19 protein-coding genes are annotated in these 15,069 nt (G+C 75.7%); 5 read left to right on the top strand and 14 right to left on the bottom strand.

Annotated features, from left to right (window positions below; all coding sequences use genetic code 11):
* Positions 1-3: 3 nt before the first annotated feature.
* From HL054_RS05230 to HL054_RS05205, 6 genes are all read right to left on the bottom strand, one after another.
* On the bottom strand, positions 4-684 hold the full coding sequence (locus HL054_RS05230; RefSeq protein WP_369137738.1) for a hypothetical protein: 681 nt from the start codon (positions 682-684) through the stop codon (positions 4-6).
* Complete coding sequence (locus HL054_RS05225; RefSeq protein ID WP_369137737.1) at positions 681-2,336, bottom strand: FAD-binding dehydrogenase; 1,656 nt, start codon at positions 2,334-2,336, stop codon at positions 681-683. Before HL054_RS05225 ends, HL054_RS05230 begins: the two co-directional genes overlap by 4 nt.
* 10 nt (positions 2,337-2,346) lie before the next feature.
* On the bottom strand, positions 2,347-2,889 hold the full coding sequence (locus HL054_RS05220) for a hypothetical protein (RefSeq protein ID WP_369137735.1): 543 nt from the start codon (positions 2,887-2,889) through the stop codon (positions 2,347-2,349).
* Between the two features lie 52 nt (positions 2,890-2,941).
* Positions 2,942-3,367 carry a hypothetical protein gene (locus HL054_RS05215; RefSeq protein ID WP_369137734.1) on the bottom strand — a complete coding sequence of 142 codons (426 nt, stop codon included), beginning with the start codon at positions 3,365-3,367 and terminating at the stop codon, positions 2,942-2,944.
* Between the two features lie 78 nt (positions 3,368-3,445).
* Positions 3,446-5,263 carry an ABC transporter ATP-binding protein gene (locus HL054_RS05210; RefSeq protein ID WP_369137733.1) on the bottom strand — a complete coding sequence of 606 codons (1,818 nt, stop codon included), beginning with the start codon at positions 5,261-5,263 and terminating at the stop codon, positions 3,446-3,448.
* Positions 5,260-7,065, bottom strand: a complete 1,806-nt coding sequence (locus tag HL054_RS05205; protein ID WP_369137731.1) for an ABC transporter ATP-binding protein — start codon at positions 7,063-7,065, stop codon at positions 5,260-5,262. The genes HL054_RS05210 and HL054_RS05205 overlap by 4 nt, the downstream gene beginning before the upstream one ends.
* 145 nt (positions 7,066-7,210) lie before the next feature.
* Here HL054_RS05205 and HL054_RS05200 point away from each other — a divergent pair, with 145 nt between their 5' ends.
* The 3 genes from HL054_RS05200 (at position 7,211) to HL054_RS05190 (ending at position 8,958) form a co-directional block, all read left to right on the top strand.
* Positions 7,211-7,840 carry a TIGR03085 family metal-binding protein gene (locus HL054_RS05200; RefSeq protein WP_369137730.1) on the top strand — a complete coding sequence of 210 codons (630 nt, stop codon included), beginning with the start codon at positions 7,211-7,213 and terminating at the stop codon, positions 7,838-7,840.
* Positions 7,841-7,843: 3 nt separating this feature from the next.
* Complete coding sequence (locus HL054_RS05195) at positions 7,844-8,356, top strand: GrpB family protein (RefSeq protein WP_369137729.1); 513 nt, start codon at positions 7,844-7,846, stop codon at positions 8,354-8,356.
* A gap of 71 nt (positions 8,357-8,427) precedes the next feature.
* On the top strand, positions 8,428-8,958 hold the full coding sequence (locus HL054_RS05190) for a pyridoxamine 5'-phosphate oxidase family protein (RefSeq protein ID WP_369137727.1): 531 nt from the start codon (positions 8,428-8,430) through the stop codon (positions 8,956-8,958).
* Between the two features lie 170 nt (positions 8,959-9,128).
* Here HL054_RS05190 and hisF read toward each other — a convergent pair whose 3' ends face one another.
* From hisF to priA, 3 genes are read right to left on the bottom strand one after another with little or no spacing between them, the layout of a single operon-like run.
* Entirely contained in the window at positions 9,129-9,905 is a 777-nt protein-coding gene (gene hisF / locus HL054_RS05185) for an imidazole glycerol phosphate synthase subunit HisF (RefSeq protein WP_440347919.1), read from the bottom strand.
* A 14-nt stretch (positions 9,906-9,919) separates the two neighbouring features.
* Positions 9,920-10,312, bottom strand: coding sequence for a RidA family protein (locus HL054_RS05180; RefSeq protein WP_369137725.1), 393 nt, complete (start codon positions 10,310-10,312; stop codon positions 9,920-9,922).
* Complete coding sequence (gene priA / locus HL054_RS05175) at positions 10,309-11,040, bottom strand: bifunctional 1-(5-phosphoribosyl)-5-((5-phosphoribosylamino)methylideneamino)imidazole-4-carboxamide isomerase/phosphoribosylanthranilate isomerase PriA (protein ID WP_369137724.1); 732 nt, start codon at positions 11,038-11,040, stop codon at positions 10,309-10,311. The genes HL054_RS05180 and priA overlap by 4 nt, the downstream gene beginning before the upstream one ends.
* Before the next feature lie 61 nt (positions 11,041-11,101).
* Between priA and HL054_RS05170 the strand changes: the two genes are divergently transcribed.
* A complete protein-coding gene (locus HL054_RS05170; RefSeq protein WP_369137723.1) occupies positions 11,102-11,701 on the top strand; it encodes a nitroreductase family protein in 600 nt (199 codons plus the stop codon).
* 16 nt (positions 11,702-11,717) lie between these two features.
* Positions 11,718-12,482, top strand: coding sequence for an SDR family NAD(P)-dependent oxidoreductase (locus HL054_RS05165; protein ID WP_369137722.1), 765 nt, complete (start codon positions 11,718-11,720; stop codon positions 12,480-12,482).
* Between the two features lie 74 nt (positions 12,483-12,556).
* Here the strand turns inward: HL054_RS05165 and hisH are convergent, their stop codons facing one another.
* The 5 genes from hisH to hisB are packed head-to-tail and all read right to left on the bottom strand — an operon-like array spanning position 12,557 to position 15,065.
* A complete protein-coding gene (hisH, locus tag HL054_RS05160; RefSeq protein ID WP_369137720.1) occupies positions 12,557-13,195 on the bottom strand; it encodes an imidazole glycerol phosphate synthase subunit HisH in 639 nt (212 codons plus the stop codon).
* A 17-nt stretch (positions 13,196-13,212) separates the two neighbouring features.
* On the bottom strand, positions 13,213-13,806 hold the full coding sequence (locus HL054_RS05155; RefSeq protein ID WP_369137719.1) for a nucleotidyltransferase family protein: 594 nt from the start codon (positions 13,804-13,806) through the stop codon (positions 13,213-13,215).
* Positions 13,803-14,261 carry a GNAT family N-acetyltransferase gene (locus HL054_RS05150; RefSeq protein ID WP_369137717.1) on the bottom strand — a complete coding sequence of 153 codons (459 nt, stop codon included), beginning with the start codon at positions 14,259-14,261 and terminating at the stop codon, positions 13,803-13,805. Before HL054_RS05150 ends, HL054_RS05155 begins: the two co-directional genes overlap by 4 nt.
* A 31-nt stretch (positions 14,262-14,292) precedes the next feature.
* Entirely contained in the window at positions 14,293-14,472 is a 180-nt protein-coding gene (locus tag HL054_RS05145) for a hypothetical protein (RefSeq protein ID WP_369137716.1), read from the bottom strand.
* A complete protein-coding gene (gene hisB / locus HL054_RS05140; protein WP_369137715.1) occupies positions 14,469-15,065 on the bottom strand; it encodes an imidazoleglycerol-phosphate dehydratase HisB in 597 nt (198 codons plus the stop codon). The genes HL054_RS05145 and hisB overlap by 4 nt, the downstream gene beginning before the upstream one ends.
* Between the last annotated feature and the right edge of the window lie 4 nt (positions 15,066-15,069).

The following is a 15,069-nucleotide window of genomic DNA, read 5'->3' as shown; positions in this document are numbered from 1 at the left end:
CGGTCAGCCGCCCGGGCCCGCCGGGGCCGCGGGGCGCGCCGTCCACGTCCGGGCGTCGGGCAGGGAGGTGAGGCCGCCGGCGAGCAGCGCCAGCACGCCGTAGACCAGCGGGAGCACCCGCACGCTGTCCTGGAACACCGAGGTGGCGACGTCGTCGAGGGCGACGTACCACCACAGGCACAGCGCCAGCTGGGCGCCGGCCGCCCCGAGCAGCCAGCGCCGGTCGCCGGACAGCACCCGGATGCCGCCGACGACCAGCAGGCCGGCCAGCGCCACCTGGAGGAGCGCGAACCAGACCGGCATGCCGGAGTCCGGCCCGCGGGCGAGGGTGAGCAGCGCACCGAACGCCGCGCCGTAGAGCGTGCCGACCAGCACCAGCACGGCGGAGACGAAGGCGAACACCGCTGCGGCGATCACCGGCCCCGGACGCTGCGGCCCGCGCGGCGCCGGCGGGTACGCCCACGCCGGCGGCTGGTGCCCGTACGGCGGGGGCGCGTACGGCGGCTGCTGCCCGTACGGCGGGGGCGCCCACGGCTGCGGTGGTCCGTACGACGGCGGCGCCCACTGCTGCGGCGGCGGGGCGTACTGCGGCGGGGCGTACTGCGGCGGCGCGTACTGCGGCGGCGGGGCGTGGTGCGGCGGGCCCGGGTACGGGCTGGTCGCCTCCCAGTCGGGCCCGGTCACAGGGCGGCGGCCACGGCCCGGCCGGCGACCCGGCCGGAGAAGATGCAGCCGCCGAGGAAGGTGCCCTCCAGCGAGCGGTAGCCGTGCATGCCGCCGCCTCCGAAGCCGGCGACCTCGCCCGCGGCGTAGAGGCCGGGGAACGGCGCGCCACCGGCCCGCAGCACCCGGCCGGACAGGTCGGTCTCCAGCCCGCCGAGCGTCTTGCGGGTGAGCAGGTTGAGCCGGACGGCGATCAGCGGCCCGGCCTCCGGGTCGAGGATGCGGTGCGGTTGGGCGACCCGGATCAGCTTGTCGCCGAGGAAGGTCCGCGCCTGCCGGATCGCGGTCACCTGCAGGTCCTTCGTGAAGGTGTTGGCCATCTCCCGGTCCCGGGCGACCACCTCGCGCTCGACGGTGGCCAGGTCCAGGTGCGGGGTGTCCCCGGTGACCCGGTTCATCCCGGCGACCAGCTCGGGCAGGGTGGTGGCGACGACGAAGTCCTCGCCGGCGTCCATGAACGCCTGGACCGGCGCCGCCGCACCCGGCCGCACCCGGGTGAGCAGCAGCTTCAGGTCCTTGTTCGTCAGGTCGGGGTTCTGCTCGGAGCCGGAGAGGGTGAACTCCTTCTCGATGATCTTCTGGGTGAGCACGAACCAGGTGTGCTCGTACCCGGTGGTGCCGATGTGCGCCAGCGTGCCGAGCGTGTCGAACCCGGGGAACAGCGGCACCGGCAGCCGGGTGCCGGTGGCGTCCAGCCACAGCGAGGAGGGCCCGGGCAGGATCCGGATGCCGTGCCGGGCCCAGATCGGTGAGTGGTTGACGATGCCCTCGGTGTAGTGCCACATCCGGTCGGGGTTGACCACCCGGCCGCCGGCGTCCTCGGTGATCTGCAGCATCCGGCCGTCGACGTGGGCCGGCACGCCGGAGAGCAGCCGCTGCGGCACCGGGCCCAGCCGGGCCGGCCAGTTGCGGCGCACCAGGTCGTGGTTGCCGCCGATGCCGCCGGAGGTGACCACGACGGCCTGCGCGGACAGCTCGAAGTCCCCGGTCTCGACCCGGGAGGTCGCCGTCCCGCGCGGGGCGTCGCTGGGCTCGAGCACCGCACCCCGGACGCCGGTGACCGCGCCGTCGGTGAGCACCAGGCCGTCGACGCGGTGCCGGTACCGGAACTCGACCAGCCCGCGGCCGGCGGCCTCGGCGACCCGGCGCGCGAAGGGGGCGACGACGCCGGGACCGGTGCCCCAGGTGACGTGGAAGCGCGGCACCGAGTTGCCGTGGCCGGTCGCGGTGTAGCCGCCGCGCTCGGCCCAGCCGACGACCGGGAAGAACCGCATGCCCTGCGCGCGCAGCCAGGAGCGCTTCTCGCCCGCGGCGAACTGCAGGTAGGCCTCGGCCCACTGGCGCGGCCAGTGGTCCTCCGCGCGGTCGAAGCCGGCGGTGCCGAGCCAGTCCTGCCGGGCCAGCTCCAGGGAGTCCTTCACCCGCAGCCGGCGCTGCTCGGGGGTGTCGACGAGGAACAGCCCGCCGAAGGACCAGTGCGCCTGCCCGCCCAGCGAGCCGGCCGGCTCCTGGTCCAGCAGCACCACCCGCTTCCCGGCGTCGGCCAGCTCGGCGGTGGCGACCAGTCCGGCCAGCCCCGCTCCCACCACGATGACGTCGGCGTCGGTGCTCACGCCCGGGACGCTAGCGGGCTCGGGCCGCCCCGCGGCCCAGCCGGCGTGGCCGCTGCGGGCGCGTCCACCCCCGGACCGGCCGCTGCAGGGCGACCACCAGGCCGCCGACCGGGCCGACGAGCAGCAGCACCGTCCACCAGACCTCCTCCCCCGCGCCGAGCAGCGCGAAGAGGGCCGCCAGCCCGAGCAGCCCGAGCAGCGGCAGCAGGCACGCCACCGCGAGCACCGCGGACCCGCTCAGCCGGCCGCCCAGCGCCCGGCCGCGCAGCACCAGGGCCGCGCCGGTCAGGGCGAGGACGACACCGACGGCGGGCAGCAGCAGGTACCAGCCCCAGCCGGGGTCGGCGTCCCAGAGCAGCCAGCCGAGGTAGCCGTCCTCGGCGGCGACCAGCAGGCCGAAGACGGCGGCGAACGGCGCGGCGACCGGCCGGACGGGCGCGGCGGGGGCCGTGCCGAAGCCCCGGCCGGGCGTGCGGGACCGGGTGGTGGCCGAGGGCACCGGGGTGGCCGGGGCGGCACGCCGGGGTGACCTCCGGGGCGGCGGGGTCGGCATGCCCGGGAGGGTAGGGACGCCGGCTGGGGGTGCGCTGGGGGCCCGCCGGGGGTCAGCGGCTGAGCCGGGCCAGCTTCCGGCCGGTGACCCAGCGGCGCACCGGGGGCAGCGCGGCGAGCAGGGCGGTCGCGGTGGGCAGCGTCCAGACCAGGACGGCGGTGCCGCCGCTGTCCTCGACCAGGTCCTCGGCCAGGATCAGCCAGACCAGCGCCACGGCCAGCGCCGCTGCGGGGAGGAAGACCGCCAGCCAGGACCGGCCGAGCAGCAGGAGCAGGGCGCCGGCGAGCAGCAGCACGGCGAGCACCGCCGGGACGGTGACCACCAGCCAGCCGCCGTCGTCGAACTGGCCGTCGGAGAAGGCGAGCGCGATGAGCCCGAAGAAGGCCAGGACCAGCGCGCTGAGCACCGCCAGGGGCACGGCGGCGAGGACCGCCAGCGGGGGACGGCGGCGGGCGGGTGCTTCGGGGGCGGCGTGCACGAGCGGAACGTAGAGGTCAGCGGGCCGTCGCGGGCCCATCCCCGCCGCGCTGTGACGGATGGGGTGTCACGGTGCCGGTCAGGGCTGCCGTCCCGAGCTCCGGCGCCAGGAGGCGTGCAGACCGGCGTAGGGCCCGGGGACGTCGACCAGCTCGGCGTGCGACCCGCGCTGCACGACCCGGCCGGCGTCGACCACCAGCACCTCGTCGGCCCGCTCGGCGGTCGACAGCCGGTGCGCGATGGTGAGCGTGGTGCGGCCGGTGGTGAGCGCGTCCAGCGCGCGGGTCAGCCGCATCTCGGTGGCCGGGTCGACGGCGCTGGTGGCCTCGTCGAGCACCAGCAGGTCGGGGTCGGCGACGTAGGCGCGGGCGACGGCGACCAGCTGCCGCTCCCCCGCGGACAGCGACTCGCCCCGCTGGCCGACCGGGGTGGCCACGCCGTCGGCCAGGCCCTGCACCCAGTCGGTGAGGCCGAGCTCGTCGAAGGCGGTGGCGATCTGGGCGTCGGTCAGACCGGGCCGGCCGTACCGGACGTTGTCGGCCACGGTCGCGTCGAACAGGAACCCGTCCTGGGGCACCATCACCACCCGCTCCCGCAGCGAGGCGAAGGCGACGTCGCGCAGCGGCACACCGCCGATCAGCACCCGGCCCTCGGTGGGGTCCATCAGCCGGGTGACCAGCTTGGCGAAGGTCGTCTTGCCCGAGCCGGTCTCCCCGACGATCGCCACCCGGGTGCGGGCCGGGATGGTCAGGTCGACCTCCTCCAGCGCCTTGCGGCCACCGGCGGAGTAGGCGAAGCCGACGGAGTCGAAGGTGACGTCCAGCGGACCGGGCGGCAGGGTGCGGGCGCGCGCCGGGTCGGCGACGGCCGGGTCCTGCACGTCCGGGGCGGTGTCCAGCACGTCGAGCACCCGGCGGAACCCGGCGACGGCGTTCTGCGCCTCGTTGAGCACCTCGCTGGCGGTCTGCACCGGCGCCACGAACAGGGTGACCAGGAAGAGGAAGGCGACCAGCGTGCCGGCGGAGATCTGCCCGCCGATGCCGAGCAGGACGCCGACCACGACGACGGCGGCGTTGGCCACCGCGGCGACGAACTCGCCGCTGACGTAGACCGCCGCCGTCGTCCGCTGGGCGTCGACCGAGGCGCGGTAGTGCCGGTCGATGGCGCGGTCGATGCGGGCCGCCGTCCGGGCCCGGATGCCGTAGGCGCGCACCGTGGGGGCGCCGACGACCGACTCCCCCACCGCGGCCAGCACGTCGCCCACCCGCTCGCGGACGATGCCGTAGACGTGCGCGAGCCGGCGGGCGAAGAACCGGACCGCGAACGCGAGCGGGATGAAGCAGACCAGCACCAGCAGGGTCAGCTGCCAGGAGTAGACCGCCATGACGACGGTGGCGACCACCAGCTGGCCCAGGCTGACCAGGCCGAGCACCCCGCCCCACTGCATGAAGACCGACAGCTGGTCGACGTCGCTGGTGACCCGGGAGACCAGCGAGCCGCGCCGCTGGCCCTGCTGGTGCAGCACCGACAGGTCGTGGACGTGCCGGAACGCGCGGACCCGCAGGTTGGCCAGCGCGGTCTCGGTGGTGCGGAAGAGCCGGACGTTCATCCGGTAGACCGCGAAGGCGGTGACCAGCACGACGACCGCGCACACGGCGACGAGGTCGCGGACCAGGCCGATGTCCGGGCCGCCCGGGGCGTTGAGCCCGCGGTCGAGGGTCTGCTGGACGGCGATCGGCACGACCACCCGGCCGGCGGTGGCCAGCAGCGCCAAGAGGAAGGTCAGCGGCAGGCCCTGGCGGAACTCCGGCATCATCCGCAGCCCGCGGCGCAGGGTGGCGGTGGCGCTCTCGTCGGGCCTGTCCATCGGCAGCACGACCTCGGCGGCGGCGGTCATGCCTGAGCTCCGGCCGTCGCCGGCTCGGCGGCATCGGCGTCCGGGGGCTGGTAGGCCTGCACCAACCGGGCGTAACCGGGGACCTCGGCCAGCAGCTCGTCGTGCGAGCCGCGGGCGACCAGCCGGCCGTTCGCGATCCAGACCACCTCGTCGGCGAGGGCGATGGTGGCCTGCCGGTAGGCGACGACCACGACGGTCACCGGCCGGTCGGCGGCCCGCAGCGCGTCGAGGATCCGGGCCTCCACGGAGGGGTCGACCGCGCTGGTCGCGTCGTCGAGCACCAGCAGCCGGGGACGGCGGATGACCGCGCGGGCCAGGGCCAGCCGCTGGCGCTGCCCGCCGGAGAGGCTGGCGCCGCGCTCGCCGACGTGGGTGTCCAGCCCGTCGGGGAGCCGGGCGACGAAGTCGTCGGCGGCGGCGACGCGCAGCGCCTCGTGCACCTGCTCGTCGGTGAAGTCCCCGCCCAGGGTGACGTTGTCGCGGACGGTGTCGTCGAAGAGGAAGGTCGACTGGGCGACGAAGGCCACCTGGCTGCTGACCTCGCCCTCGCGCATGGTGCGCAGGTCGACGCCGTCGAGCAGCACGGCGCCGGTGTGCGGGTCGACGAGCCGGACCAGCAGGCCGGCCATCGTCGACTTGCCCGAACCGGTGGGGCCGACGACGGCCAGGGTGCGCCCGGCGGCGACGTCGAAGGTGACCCCCTGCAGCGTGGGGCGGGCCGCGCCGTCGTAGCGGAACTCGACGTCGCGCAGCCCGAGCGGGGCGCCGCCGGTGCCGGCCGGGGCGCCGTCCGGGCCGAAGGGGATCTCGCCGGTCGCCTCGAGCACCGGGGTGACCCGGTCGAAGCCGGCCATCGCGCGGGGCAGGTCGGCGAGCACCCAGCCGATCGCCCGGATGGGCAGGGCGAGCAGGGTGAACAGGTAGGCGATGGAGACCAGCTCGCCGGCGTCGGTGGCGCCGGCGGCCACGCGCTCGGCGCCGACCAGCAGCACGGCGAGGGTGCCCAGGTTCGGCAGCGCCTCCATCAGCGGGTCGAACAGGCCGCGCACCCGGCCGACCGCGACCAGGCCGTCGCGCAGGTCGTCGGCCTTGACGGCGAACCGGGCGGCCTCGTCGTCCTCCCGGCCCAGGGTCTTGACGACCAGGGCGGCGTCGAAGCTCTCGTGCGCGATCTCGCTGACCTCGGCCCGCAGCTGCTGCGCGCGCTCCATCCGCGGCGACATGACCTGGCTGTAGACGGCGTTGGCGACGAAGACCAGCGGGAAGACGACCAGGCCGACGACGGCCAGCAGCGGGTCGGTGAGCACCAGCGCGGCGACGGTGATGGCGACCATCACCAGCGCGCCGACGGCGAACGGCAGCGGGGCGACGAAGAACCAGCTGGCCTCGACGTCGGAGTTGGCGTTGGACAGCAGCTGGCCGGTGGGGTGCCGCTGGTGCCAGGAGAGCGGGAGCCGCAGGTACTGGCCGGTGACCCGGCGGCGGTAGTCGGCCATCAACCGGTAGCTCATGATGCCGGCGAACAGGCGCCGGCCGATGATGCCGACGATCTTGAGGACGGCGACGACCAGGATCGCCAGCGCCGCCAGGCCCAGCGCCGCGGCGGTGGTGGAGCCCTCGTCGAAGGCCGGCAGCAGGACGCGGTCGGTGATGCCGCCGATGACGTAGGCGCTGGCCACGGTCATCGCGCCGTAGAGGCTGCTGCCCAGGACGGCGAGGACGAAGATGCCCGGCTGCTCGGACACGGCGCGGCCGACGTGGCGGAGCCCGCGCCGGACCACGGCGTCTCTGCGGCGCGGCACAGGTGTCCTCCTGGAGATGGTGGTGCGAGCGGTGTCCCGACCCTACCCGCGCTCGTTACCCGCTCTAACTGCTTTGCCGGAGGTCCTCTTCCCGGGCCCCCGCACGGCCGGCTCCAGGGGTGCCGGCTGGGGATAACCTCGGTCGATGCCGACCTCTTCCGTGCCCGTGTCGCAGTCGGAGCGGGCCGCGCTGGCCGACCTGCTGGAGCAGCTGGGGCCCGACCGGCCGACCTGCTGCGAGGGCTGGACCACCCGGGACCTCGCCACCCACCTGGTGGTGCGCGACCGGCGGCCGGACGCGATGCCCGGGTTCGCGCTCGGCGGCCCCTTCGCGGCGTGGACCGAGCGGGCGCACGCGCGGGCCCGGGACGCCCGGCCGTACGGGGTGCTGGTGGCCGAGCTGCGGTCCGGGCCGCCGCGGTGGCTGCCCACCGCCTGGCCGGCGCTGGACCGGGTGCTGAACACCGCGGAGATGGTCATCCACCACGAGGACGTGCGGCGGGCGCAGCCGGACTGGGCGCCGCGGGAGCTGCCCCGGTCGGTGCAGGACCAGCTGTGGCGCACGGTGCCCTTCCTGGCCCGCGGCCGGGGGGCGGCCCGGCCGGCCGGCGGCCTGGTCGTGCGGCGCAGCGACGTGCCCGACGGCGCGCCGGGCAGCGAGCGCCGGCTGCGCGCCGGGACGCCGACGACGACGGTCACCGGCGCCCCGCTGGAGGCGCTGCTGTGGGTCTCCGGCCGCGAGGACGTCGCCTGCGTGGACCTGACCGTCGAGTAGCCGGTGCCGCCACCCGCCGGGGCCGTCGTCGTCGCCTACGACGAGCGCTGGCCGCGGGACTTCGCCGCGATCCGCGAGCACCTCCTCCCGGCGTTCGCCGGGCTGGCGGTCACGATCGAGCACGTGGGCAGCACCGCCGTCCCCGGGCTGGCCGCCAAGCCGGTGATCGACCTGGACGTGGTCGTGGTCGAGGCCGCCCAGGTGCCCCGCGCCGTGGCCGCGCTCGAGTCGCTGGGGTACGCGCACCAGGGAGATCTGGGGATCCGGGGCAGGGAGGCGTTCTCCGTCCTGCCGGGACTGCCCCTGCACCACCTGTACGTCGTGGTGCACGGCTCCCCCGCTCTCCGCGACCACGTCGACCTCCGGGACCACCTGCGCGCCCACCCCGACGACGCCGCCCGCTACGCAGCGGAGAAACGGCGGCTCTCCCCGCTGCTCGTCTCCGACCGGGACGCCTACGTGGCCGGCAAGGCCTGGCTGGTCGAGGAGCTGCTGGCGCGGGCCCGCTCGTCCTGACGCCCGCGCCGGTCGACGGAGCCGGTCCGGCGCGCCGATGAGTTCGGCGGCGCCCGGGGGTCCTCCCCCTCGTGGACACCAGGAACCTGGCGGAGCGGTACGGCACGCCCCTGATCGAGTGGACCCGCGTCGAGGACCGGCTGGCGCGCGGTCTGCAGCAGGCGCCGGGCAGCGACGGCCCCGGCCGGCACACCTGCTGGCTGGCGACGACCAACGACGACGGCACCCCGCACCTGACCGGCATCGGCGCGCTGTGGGTGGGCGGCGCGTTCTTCTTCGAGACCGGGGAGACCACCCGCAAGGGCCGGAACCTGGCGCGCGACCCGCGGTGCTCGCTGGGCGTCGCGACCCGGGAGTTCGACCTGGTCGTGGACGGGCCGGCGACCATCGTCGACGAGCCGGCGGTGGTCGCGGACATGGCGGCCCGGTGGGCGGACGAGGGCTGGCCGGCCCGGGTCGACGAGAGCGGCACGGCGCTGACCGCCGAGTTCAGCGCGCCCTCGGCCGGGCACCCGCCGTGGAAGGTGTACCGGCTCGAGCCCCGGCAGGCGACCGCCCTGCTCACCGTGGACCCCGGCGGGGCCACCCGCTGGCGGTTCTGACGGCGCGGGGGCGAAGTGGACCGGTGCCTGCGCACCCGCCGCCGGCGGGCGCTGCCCTGCCGCCGGCCGGGGACCGACGCCCCGACCGGCCGCCCCCCGCCGCCCCCTCGTCGTCCGTCGCCGTGCCCGACCTGCGGCTGCGTGCGCTGAGCCCGGCGGGGCGCCTCAGATCAGCGGAGCGGGTGGTCGAACTCCCACCGGACCGGGACGCCGGCCGCGGCCAGGCCCTGCTTCACGTCGCCCACCCGCAGCTGGCCGAAGTGGAAGACGCTGGCGGCCAGCACCGCGTCGGCCCCCGCCTCGACCGCCGGCGGGAAGTGCTCGACCGCGCCCGCTCCCCCGCTGGCGATCAGCGGCACGCTGACCTCCCGGCGCACCGCGCGGATCAGGTCGGTGTCGAACCCGGCCCGGGTGCCGTCGGCGTCCATCGAGTTGAGCAGCACCTCGCCGACCCCCAGCGCAGCGGCCTGCACGACCCACTCGACGGCGTCCCGGCCGGTGCCCTGGCGCCCGCCGTGGGTGGTGATCTCGAAGCCGGAGTCGGTGACCGCGCCGTCCCGCACCCGGCGCGCGTCCAGGGACAGCACCAGCACCTGGTTGCCGAACCGGTCGGCGATCTCGGCGATGAGCTCCGGCCGGGCGACCGCCGCGGTGTTCACCGCGACCTTGTCCGCCCCGGCCCGCAGCAGCTTGTCCACGTCGGCGACGCTGCGCACCCCACCGCCGACGGTCAGCGGGATGAAGACGCTCTCCGCCGTCCGCCGGACGACGTCGTAGGTGGTCTCCCGGTCGCCGGAGCTCGCGGTGATGTCCAGGAAGGTCAGCTCGTCGGCGCCCTCGGCGTCGTAGACCCGGGCCATCTCCACCGGGTCGCCGGCGTCGACCAGGTCGACGAAGTTGACGCCCTTCACCACCCGGCCGGCGTCGACGTCCAGGCACGGGATCACGCGGACGGCCAGGCTCACTCCGCTGCCCCCCGGACGGCGTCCGCCTCGACCTCGACCAGCATGGCCGGGTCGATCAACGCGGCGACCTGCACCATCGAGGCGGCCGGCCGGACGTCGCCGAAGAACTCGCCGTGCACCCGCCCGACCTCCTCCCAGCGGCTGATGTCGGTGACGTACAGCCGGGTCCGGACGACGTCGCCCAGCGCGAAGCCGGCGTCGGCCAGCGCCCGGGCGACCGTCTCCAGCGCGACCCGGGTCTGCGCACCGGCGTCCCCGGGGTGCACGACCTCGCCGTCGACCGTGGCCGTCGTCCCGCTCACCCACGCGGAGTCGCCGACGACGACGACCCGGCTGTAGCCGACCACCGCCTCCCAGGGCGCCCCCGAGCCGAGCCGGACGGTGCTCACGCCAGCTCCTCGGTCACCTGCAGCGCCTCGGGCAGGGTGAACTGGCCGGCGTACAGCGCCTTGCCCACGATCGCGCCCTCGACGCCGATGGCGGTCAGCCCGGCCAGGGCGCGGATGTCGGCCAGCGAGCTGACCCCGCCGGAGGCGACGACCGGGCGCGGGGTCGCGGCGCACACCTCCTGCAGCAGGTCCAGGTTCGGTCCGCGCAGCGTGCCGTCCTTGGTGATGTCGGTGACGACGTACCGGGCGCAGCCCTCGGCGTCGAGCCGAGCGAGGGTCTCGTACAGCTCGCCGCCCTCCTGGGTCCAGCCGCGGGCGGCCAGCCGGGTGCCGCGGACGTCCAGCCCGACGGCGATCCGGTCACCGTGCTCGGCGATCGCCCGGGCGCACCACTCCGGCGACTCCAGCGCCGCGGTGCCCAGGTTGACCCGCCGGCAGCCGGTGGCGAGCGCGGCGGCCAGCGACTCGTCGTCCCGGATGCCGCCGGAGAGCTCCACGTCGACGTCCAGCTCACCGACGACGCGGGCCAGCAGCTCGCGGTTGGACCCGCGGCCGAAGGCGGCGTCCAGGTCGACCAGGTGCACCCACTCGGCGCCGTCGCGCTGCCAGGCCAGCGCGGCCTCGAGCGGGTCGCCGTAGGAGGTCTCGCTGCCGGCCTCGCCCTGCACCAGGCGGACGGCGAGACCGTCGGCGACGTCGACGGCGGGGAGCAGCTGCAGCTTCGGCACGGGGTCAGCCTAGGGAAGCCCCCCGACGGCCTCGTCGGACCGTTGCGGCAGGGTGCGGTCCGTGGAGTTCGCTGAGGTGGTCCGCCGCCGGCGCATGGTGCGCGACTACGACCCCGACCGGCCGGTGCCCGACGACGTCGTGGAGCGGCTCCTGGCCCACGCGATCCGCGCCCCGTCCGCCGGGTTCAGCCAAGGCTGGGCGTTCCTGGTGCTGGAGACGGCGGCGGACCGCGACCGCTTCTGGGCGGCCACCGCCGGCGAGGGCGCTCCCGACGGCTGGCTCACCCGGATGCGGCGCGCCCCGCTGCTGGTCGTGCCGCTGTCGCACAAGGACGCCTACCTGGACCGGTACGCCGAGCCGGACAAGGGGTGGACCGACCGGGACGAGGGCCGCTGGCCGGTGCCGTGGTGGCACGTGGACACCGGGATGGCGTCGCTGCTCGTGCTGCTCACCGCGGTCGACGAGGGGCTCGGCGGCTGCTTGTTCGGGGTCCCGCCGGAGCGCGTCGACGCCCTGCGGGAGGCCTTCGGCGTCCCGACCACCCACACCCCGATCGGCTGCCTCTCGATCGGCTACCCGGGCCCCGAGGACCGGCGCTCGCCGTCGCTGCGCCGGGGGCGCCGGGGCCTCGACGAGGTCGTGCACCGCGGCCGGTGGTGACTGGTTGACTCCTCCCGTGACCGACGAGAGCAGCTCCCGCGGCGTCCTGGTGACCGGCGCCTCCCGCGGCATCGGCCGCGCCATCGCGCTGGCCTTCGCCGCGCAGGGCGACCGGGTGGCGGTGCACTGGGGCGGGTCCCGCGAGCGGGCCGAGCGCGTGCTCGCCGAGCTCCCCGGCGCGGGCCACGTGCTGGTCCAGGCCGACCTCGCCGACCCCGACGCCGTCGGCAGGATGGTCGACGACGCCGCGGCGCAGCTCGGCCGGCTCGACGTGCTGGTCAACAACGCCGGCGTCTTCACCGCCCACCCGCCGATGGAGACCAGCTACGCCGACTGGCAGGCCGCCTGGCAGCAGACCCTGGCGGTCAACCTGCTCGGCCCGGCCAACGCGACGTTCCGGGCGCTGCCGCACCTCGTCGCCGCCGGTGGCGGGGCGGTGGTCAACGTCTCCAGCCGCGGCGCGTTCCGCGGCGAGCCGGCCAACCCGGCGTACGGCGCGTCCAAGGCCGGGCTCAACGCCTTCGGCCAGTCGATGGCGCTCGCGCTGGCCCCGCACGGGATCTCGGTGGGCACGGTGGCGCCCGGCTTCGTGCAGACCGAGATGGCCCGCGAGGTGCTGGACGGGCCGGGCGGCGACGCCGTGCGGGCGCAGTCGCCCTACGGCCGGGTGGCCGAGCCGGAGGAGGTCGCCTCGGCGGTGCTCTGGCTGGCCAGCCCGGGAGCGCGCTTCTCCACCGGCACGATCATCGACGTCAACGGCGCCAGCTACCTGCGCAGCTGAAGGACCCCGCTGCCCCCCACCACTCGCAAGCTCGTGGCGGGCCCCTGCAGCGGGGCCGGGAGGAGGGGGCTCGTTCAGTCGAGGGAGTCGAGCCAGTTGGTGAGCAGCTGGGCGCCGGCGTCGCCGCTCTTCTCCGGGTGGAACTGGGTGGCCGACAGCGGCCCGTTCTCGACCCCGGCGACGAACCGGTCGCCGTGCTCGGCCCAGGTGACCGACGGCGGCGTCAGCCGGCCGGTGACCCCGGGCTCGGCCAGCGGGAACTCCCGCACGCCGTAGGAGTGCACGAAGTAGAAGCGCTGGTCGGCCAGGCCGGCGAACAGCGTGCTGTCCGCCGGTGCCTGCACGGTGTTCCAGCCCATGTGCGGCAGCACGGGCGCCTGGAGCTGCTCGACCACGCCGGGCCACTCGCCGCAGCCCTCGGTGTCCTGCCCGTGCTCGACGCCGCGCTCGAAGAGCACCTGCATGCCCACGCAGATGCCGAGCACCGGGCGCCCGCCGGCCAGCCGCCGTCCGATGACCTTGGGGCCGTCGACGGCGCGCAGCCCGTCCATGCAGGCGGCGTAGGCGCCCACCCCGGGGACGACGAGACCGTCGGCCTCCATCGCCTCCTGTGGGTCGGCGGTCACCGTGACGTCGGCCCCCACCCGGGACAGCGCCCGCTCGGCGGAACGCAGGTTGCCCGACCCGTAGTCGAGCACGACGACCTTCTTCACAGCTGCCACGCTACCCATCAGCTCCCCGGGGCCCCGGCGTGTTCCCAGGGCAGCACTGTCAGCTCCGGCCACTGCGCCTGCCAGCGGGTGGTCTTCGTCTCGTAGACCTCCCGCGGGGCCAGCCGCGGGTTCGGCCGGACGACGAGGCCGAAGAGGTCGGCGTACCCGTGCGGGGCGTACACCTCCACGTCGCCGGCCGGGGTCCGCCGGACGCCGAGGCAGCAGCAGACGGCGGCGAAGTGGTCGATCGCGTCCCGGCAGTCGCGGAACGGCGGCGCGGGCACCCCGAAGTGGTCGGCGTACCAGAGGTGCACCCGTGCCTCGTTGCGGACCTCGACCGGCACACCGACGTCGGCGAACAGCTCCGCGGCGCGGCGGATCACCGCGTCCTCGGCGTCCCAGGAGGTGTCCGGGTCGAAGAAGAACAGGTCGGCGTCGCGCACGCCGGTGCCCGCCGGCCGGCCGGTCAGCGCGTTCCAGACCGTCTGGAAGAGCACGCCGGCGGTCAGCCAGCAGTCCTCGACGCCGAGCTGCGGCGCCCGGTCGAGCACCGTGCGCACCGTCGGGTCGGCCAGCACCAGCTCCAGGAAGCGGTCCTCGTCGGCGGTCACCCGAGCGCCAGCTCGCCCACCACCTGGCCGAAGAGCTCCTCCCCCGTCGGCCGGAAGCCCAGCCGCAGGTAGAACTCCTCGGGGCCGTGCTCGGCGCGCACCCAGAGCACGGTGACCCGGTCCTGCCCCCGGCGGCGCGCCTCGTCGGCCACCGCCGTGACGGCGAACCGGCCGACGCCCTGCCCCTGGGCACCGGCGGCGACGTTGAGCCGCCAGATCCCGCAGCGGAACGCCGGCACCTCGTTGCCCGGGTCGAAGGAGCCCATCACGAACCCGACGACCGGGCCGCCGTCGCCGTCGGTGACCAGCCGCGGCCAGGCCACGTCCCGGCTGGCGTAGGCCTCGGCGAGGGACACCGCCACCGGGGCGACCACGCCCTCCTGCTCGGGCCGGATGCTCAGCCGGCAGGCGTCGGCGACGTTGTCCGGCGTCACCGGGGCGAGGCGGAGGTCCATGCCGGGAGACTGCCCCAGGGGTACGACAGCCTCAGCCGACGAGGTAGAAGACGCCCGCCACGGAGGCGAGCAGCGCCGCGACCAGCAGGACGACGGCGAAGGCCAGCTGCGGGCCGGTGCGGCCCTCGGTGTCGGAGTCGGCCTTGAAGATGCTGTAGGACCCGCCCAGCAGGAACCCCCCGACCACGAGCAGTGCGACCCCGAAGGTCACAGAGCTCCCTTGGTGGAGGGGACGTCGGTGACCCGCGGGTCCAGCGCGACGGCGGTCCGCAGCGCGCGGGCCAGCGCCTTGAACTGGCCCTCGACGATGTGGTGGGCGTCCCGGCCGGCGTAGAGCACGCGCACGTGCAGGCTGATCCGCGCGTTGAACGCGAAGGACTCGAGCACGTGCTTGGTGAGCGAGGTCGGGTAGTCCGGCCCGATCATCGGCGTCATGCCCTCGGGCTCGGCGTGCACGAAGTACGGCCGGCCGGACAGGTCGACCGCGGCCTGCACCAGCACCTCGTCCATCGGGATCGTGGCGTCGCCGTACCGGGTGATGCCGCGCTTGTCGCCCAGCGCCTCGGCGAAGGCCTGGCCCAGCGCGATCGCGACGTCCTCGACGGTGTGGTGGGCGTCGATGTGCAGGTCGCCGTCGGCGCGCACGGTCAGGTCGATCCCGCTGTGCTTGGACAGCGCGGTGAGCATGTGGTCGTAGAACCCGACCCCGGTGGCGACGTCGGCCGCACCCGTGCCGTCGAGGTCGAGCTCGACCACCAGCGTGGTCTCCTTGGTCGCCCGCTCGACGCGTGCAGTGCGAGTCATGGCG

It is taken from the genome of Modestobacter versicolor, assembly GCF_041028285.1.
GTDB lineage: Bacteria > Actinomycetota > Actinomycetes > Mycobacteriales > Geodermatophilaceae > Modestobacter > Modestobacter versicolor_A.
This window is presented reverse-complemented; position numbering and strand designations above follow the sequence as displayed.

What these genes read in the sequence shown, in the direction of transcription:
- HL054_RS05220 (WP_369137735.1), bottom strand. Translation starts at nt 2,889, where the DNA reads ATGCCGACCCCGCCGCCCCGGAGGTCACCCCGGCGTGCCGCCCCGGCC.
- HL054_RS05200 (WP_369137730.1), top strand. Translation starts at nt 7,211, where the DNA reads ATGCCGACCTCTTCCGTGCCCGTGTCGCAGTCGGAGCGGGCCGCGCTG.
- HL054_RS05210 (WP_369137733.1), bottom strand. Translation starts at nt 5,263, where the DNA reads ATGACCGCCGCCGCCGAGGTCGTGCTGCCGATGGACAGGCCCGACGAG.
- HL054_RS05150 (WP_369137717.1), bottom strand. Translation starts at nt 14,261, where the DNA reads ATGGACCTCCGCCTCGCCCCGGTGACGCCGGACAACGTCGCCGACGCC.
- hisB (WP_369137715.1), bottom strand. Translation starts at nt 15,065, where the DNA reads ATGACTCGCACTGCACGCGTCGAGCGGGCGACCAAGGAGACCACGCTG.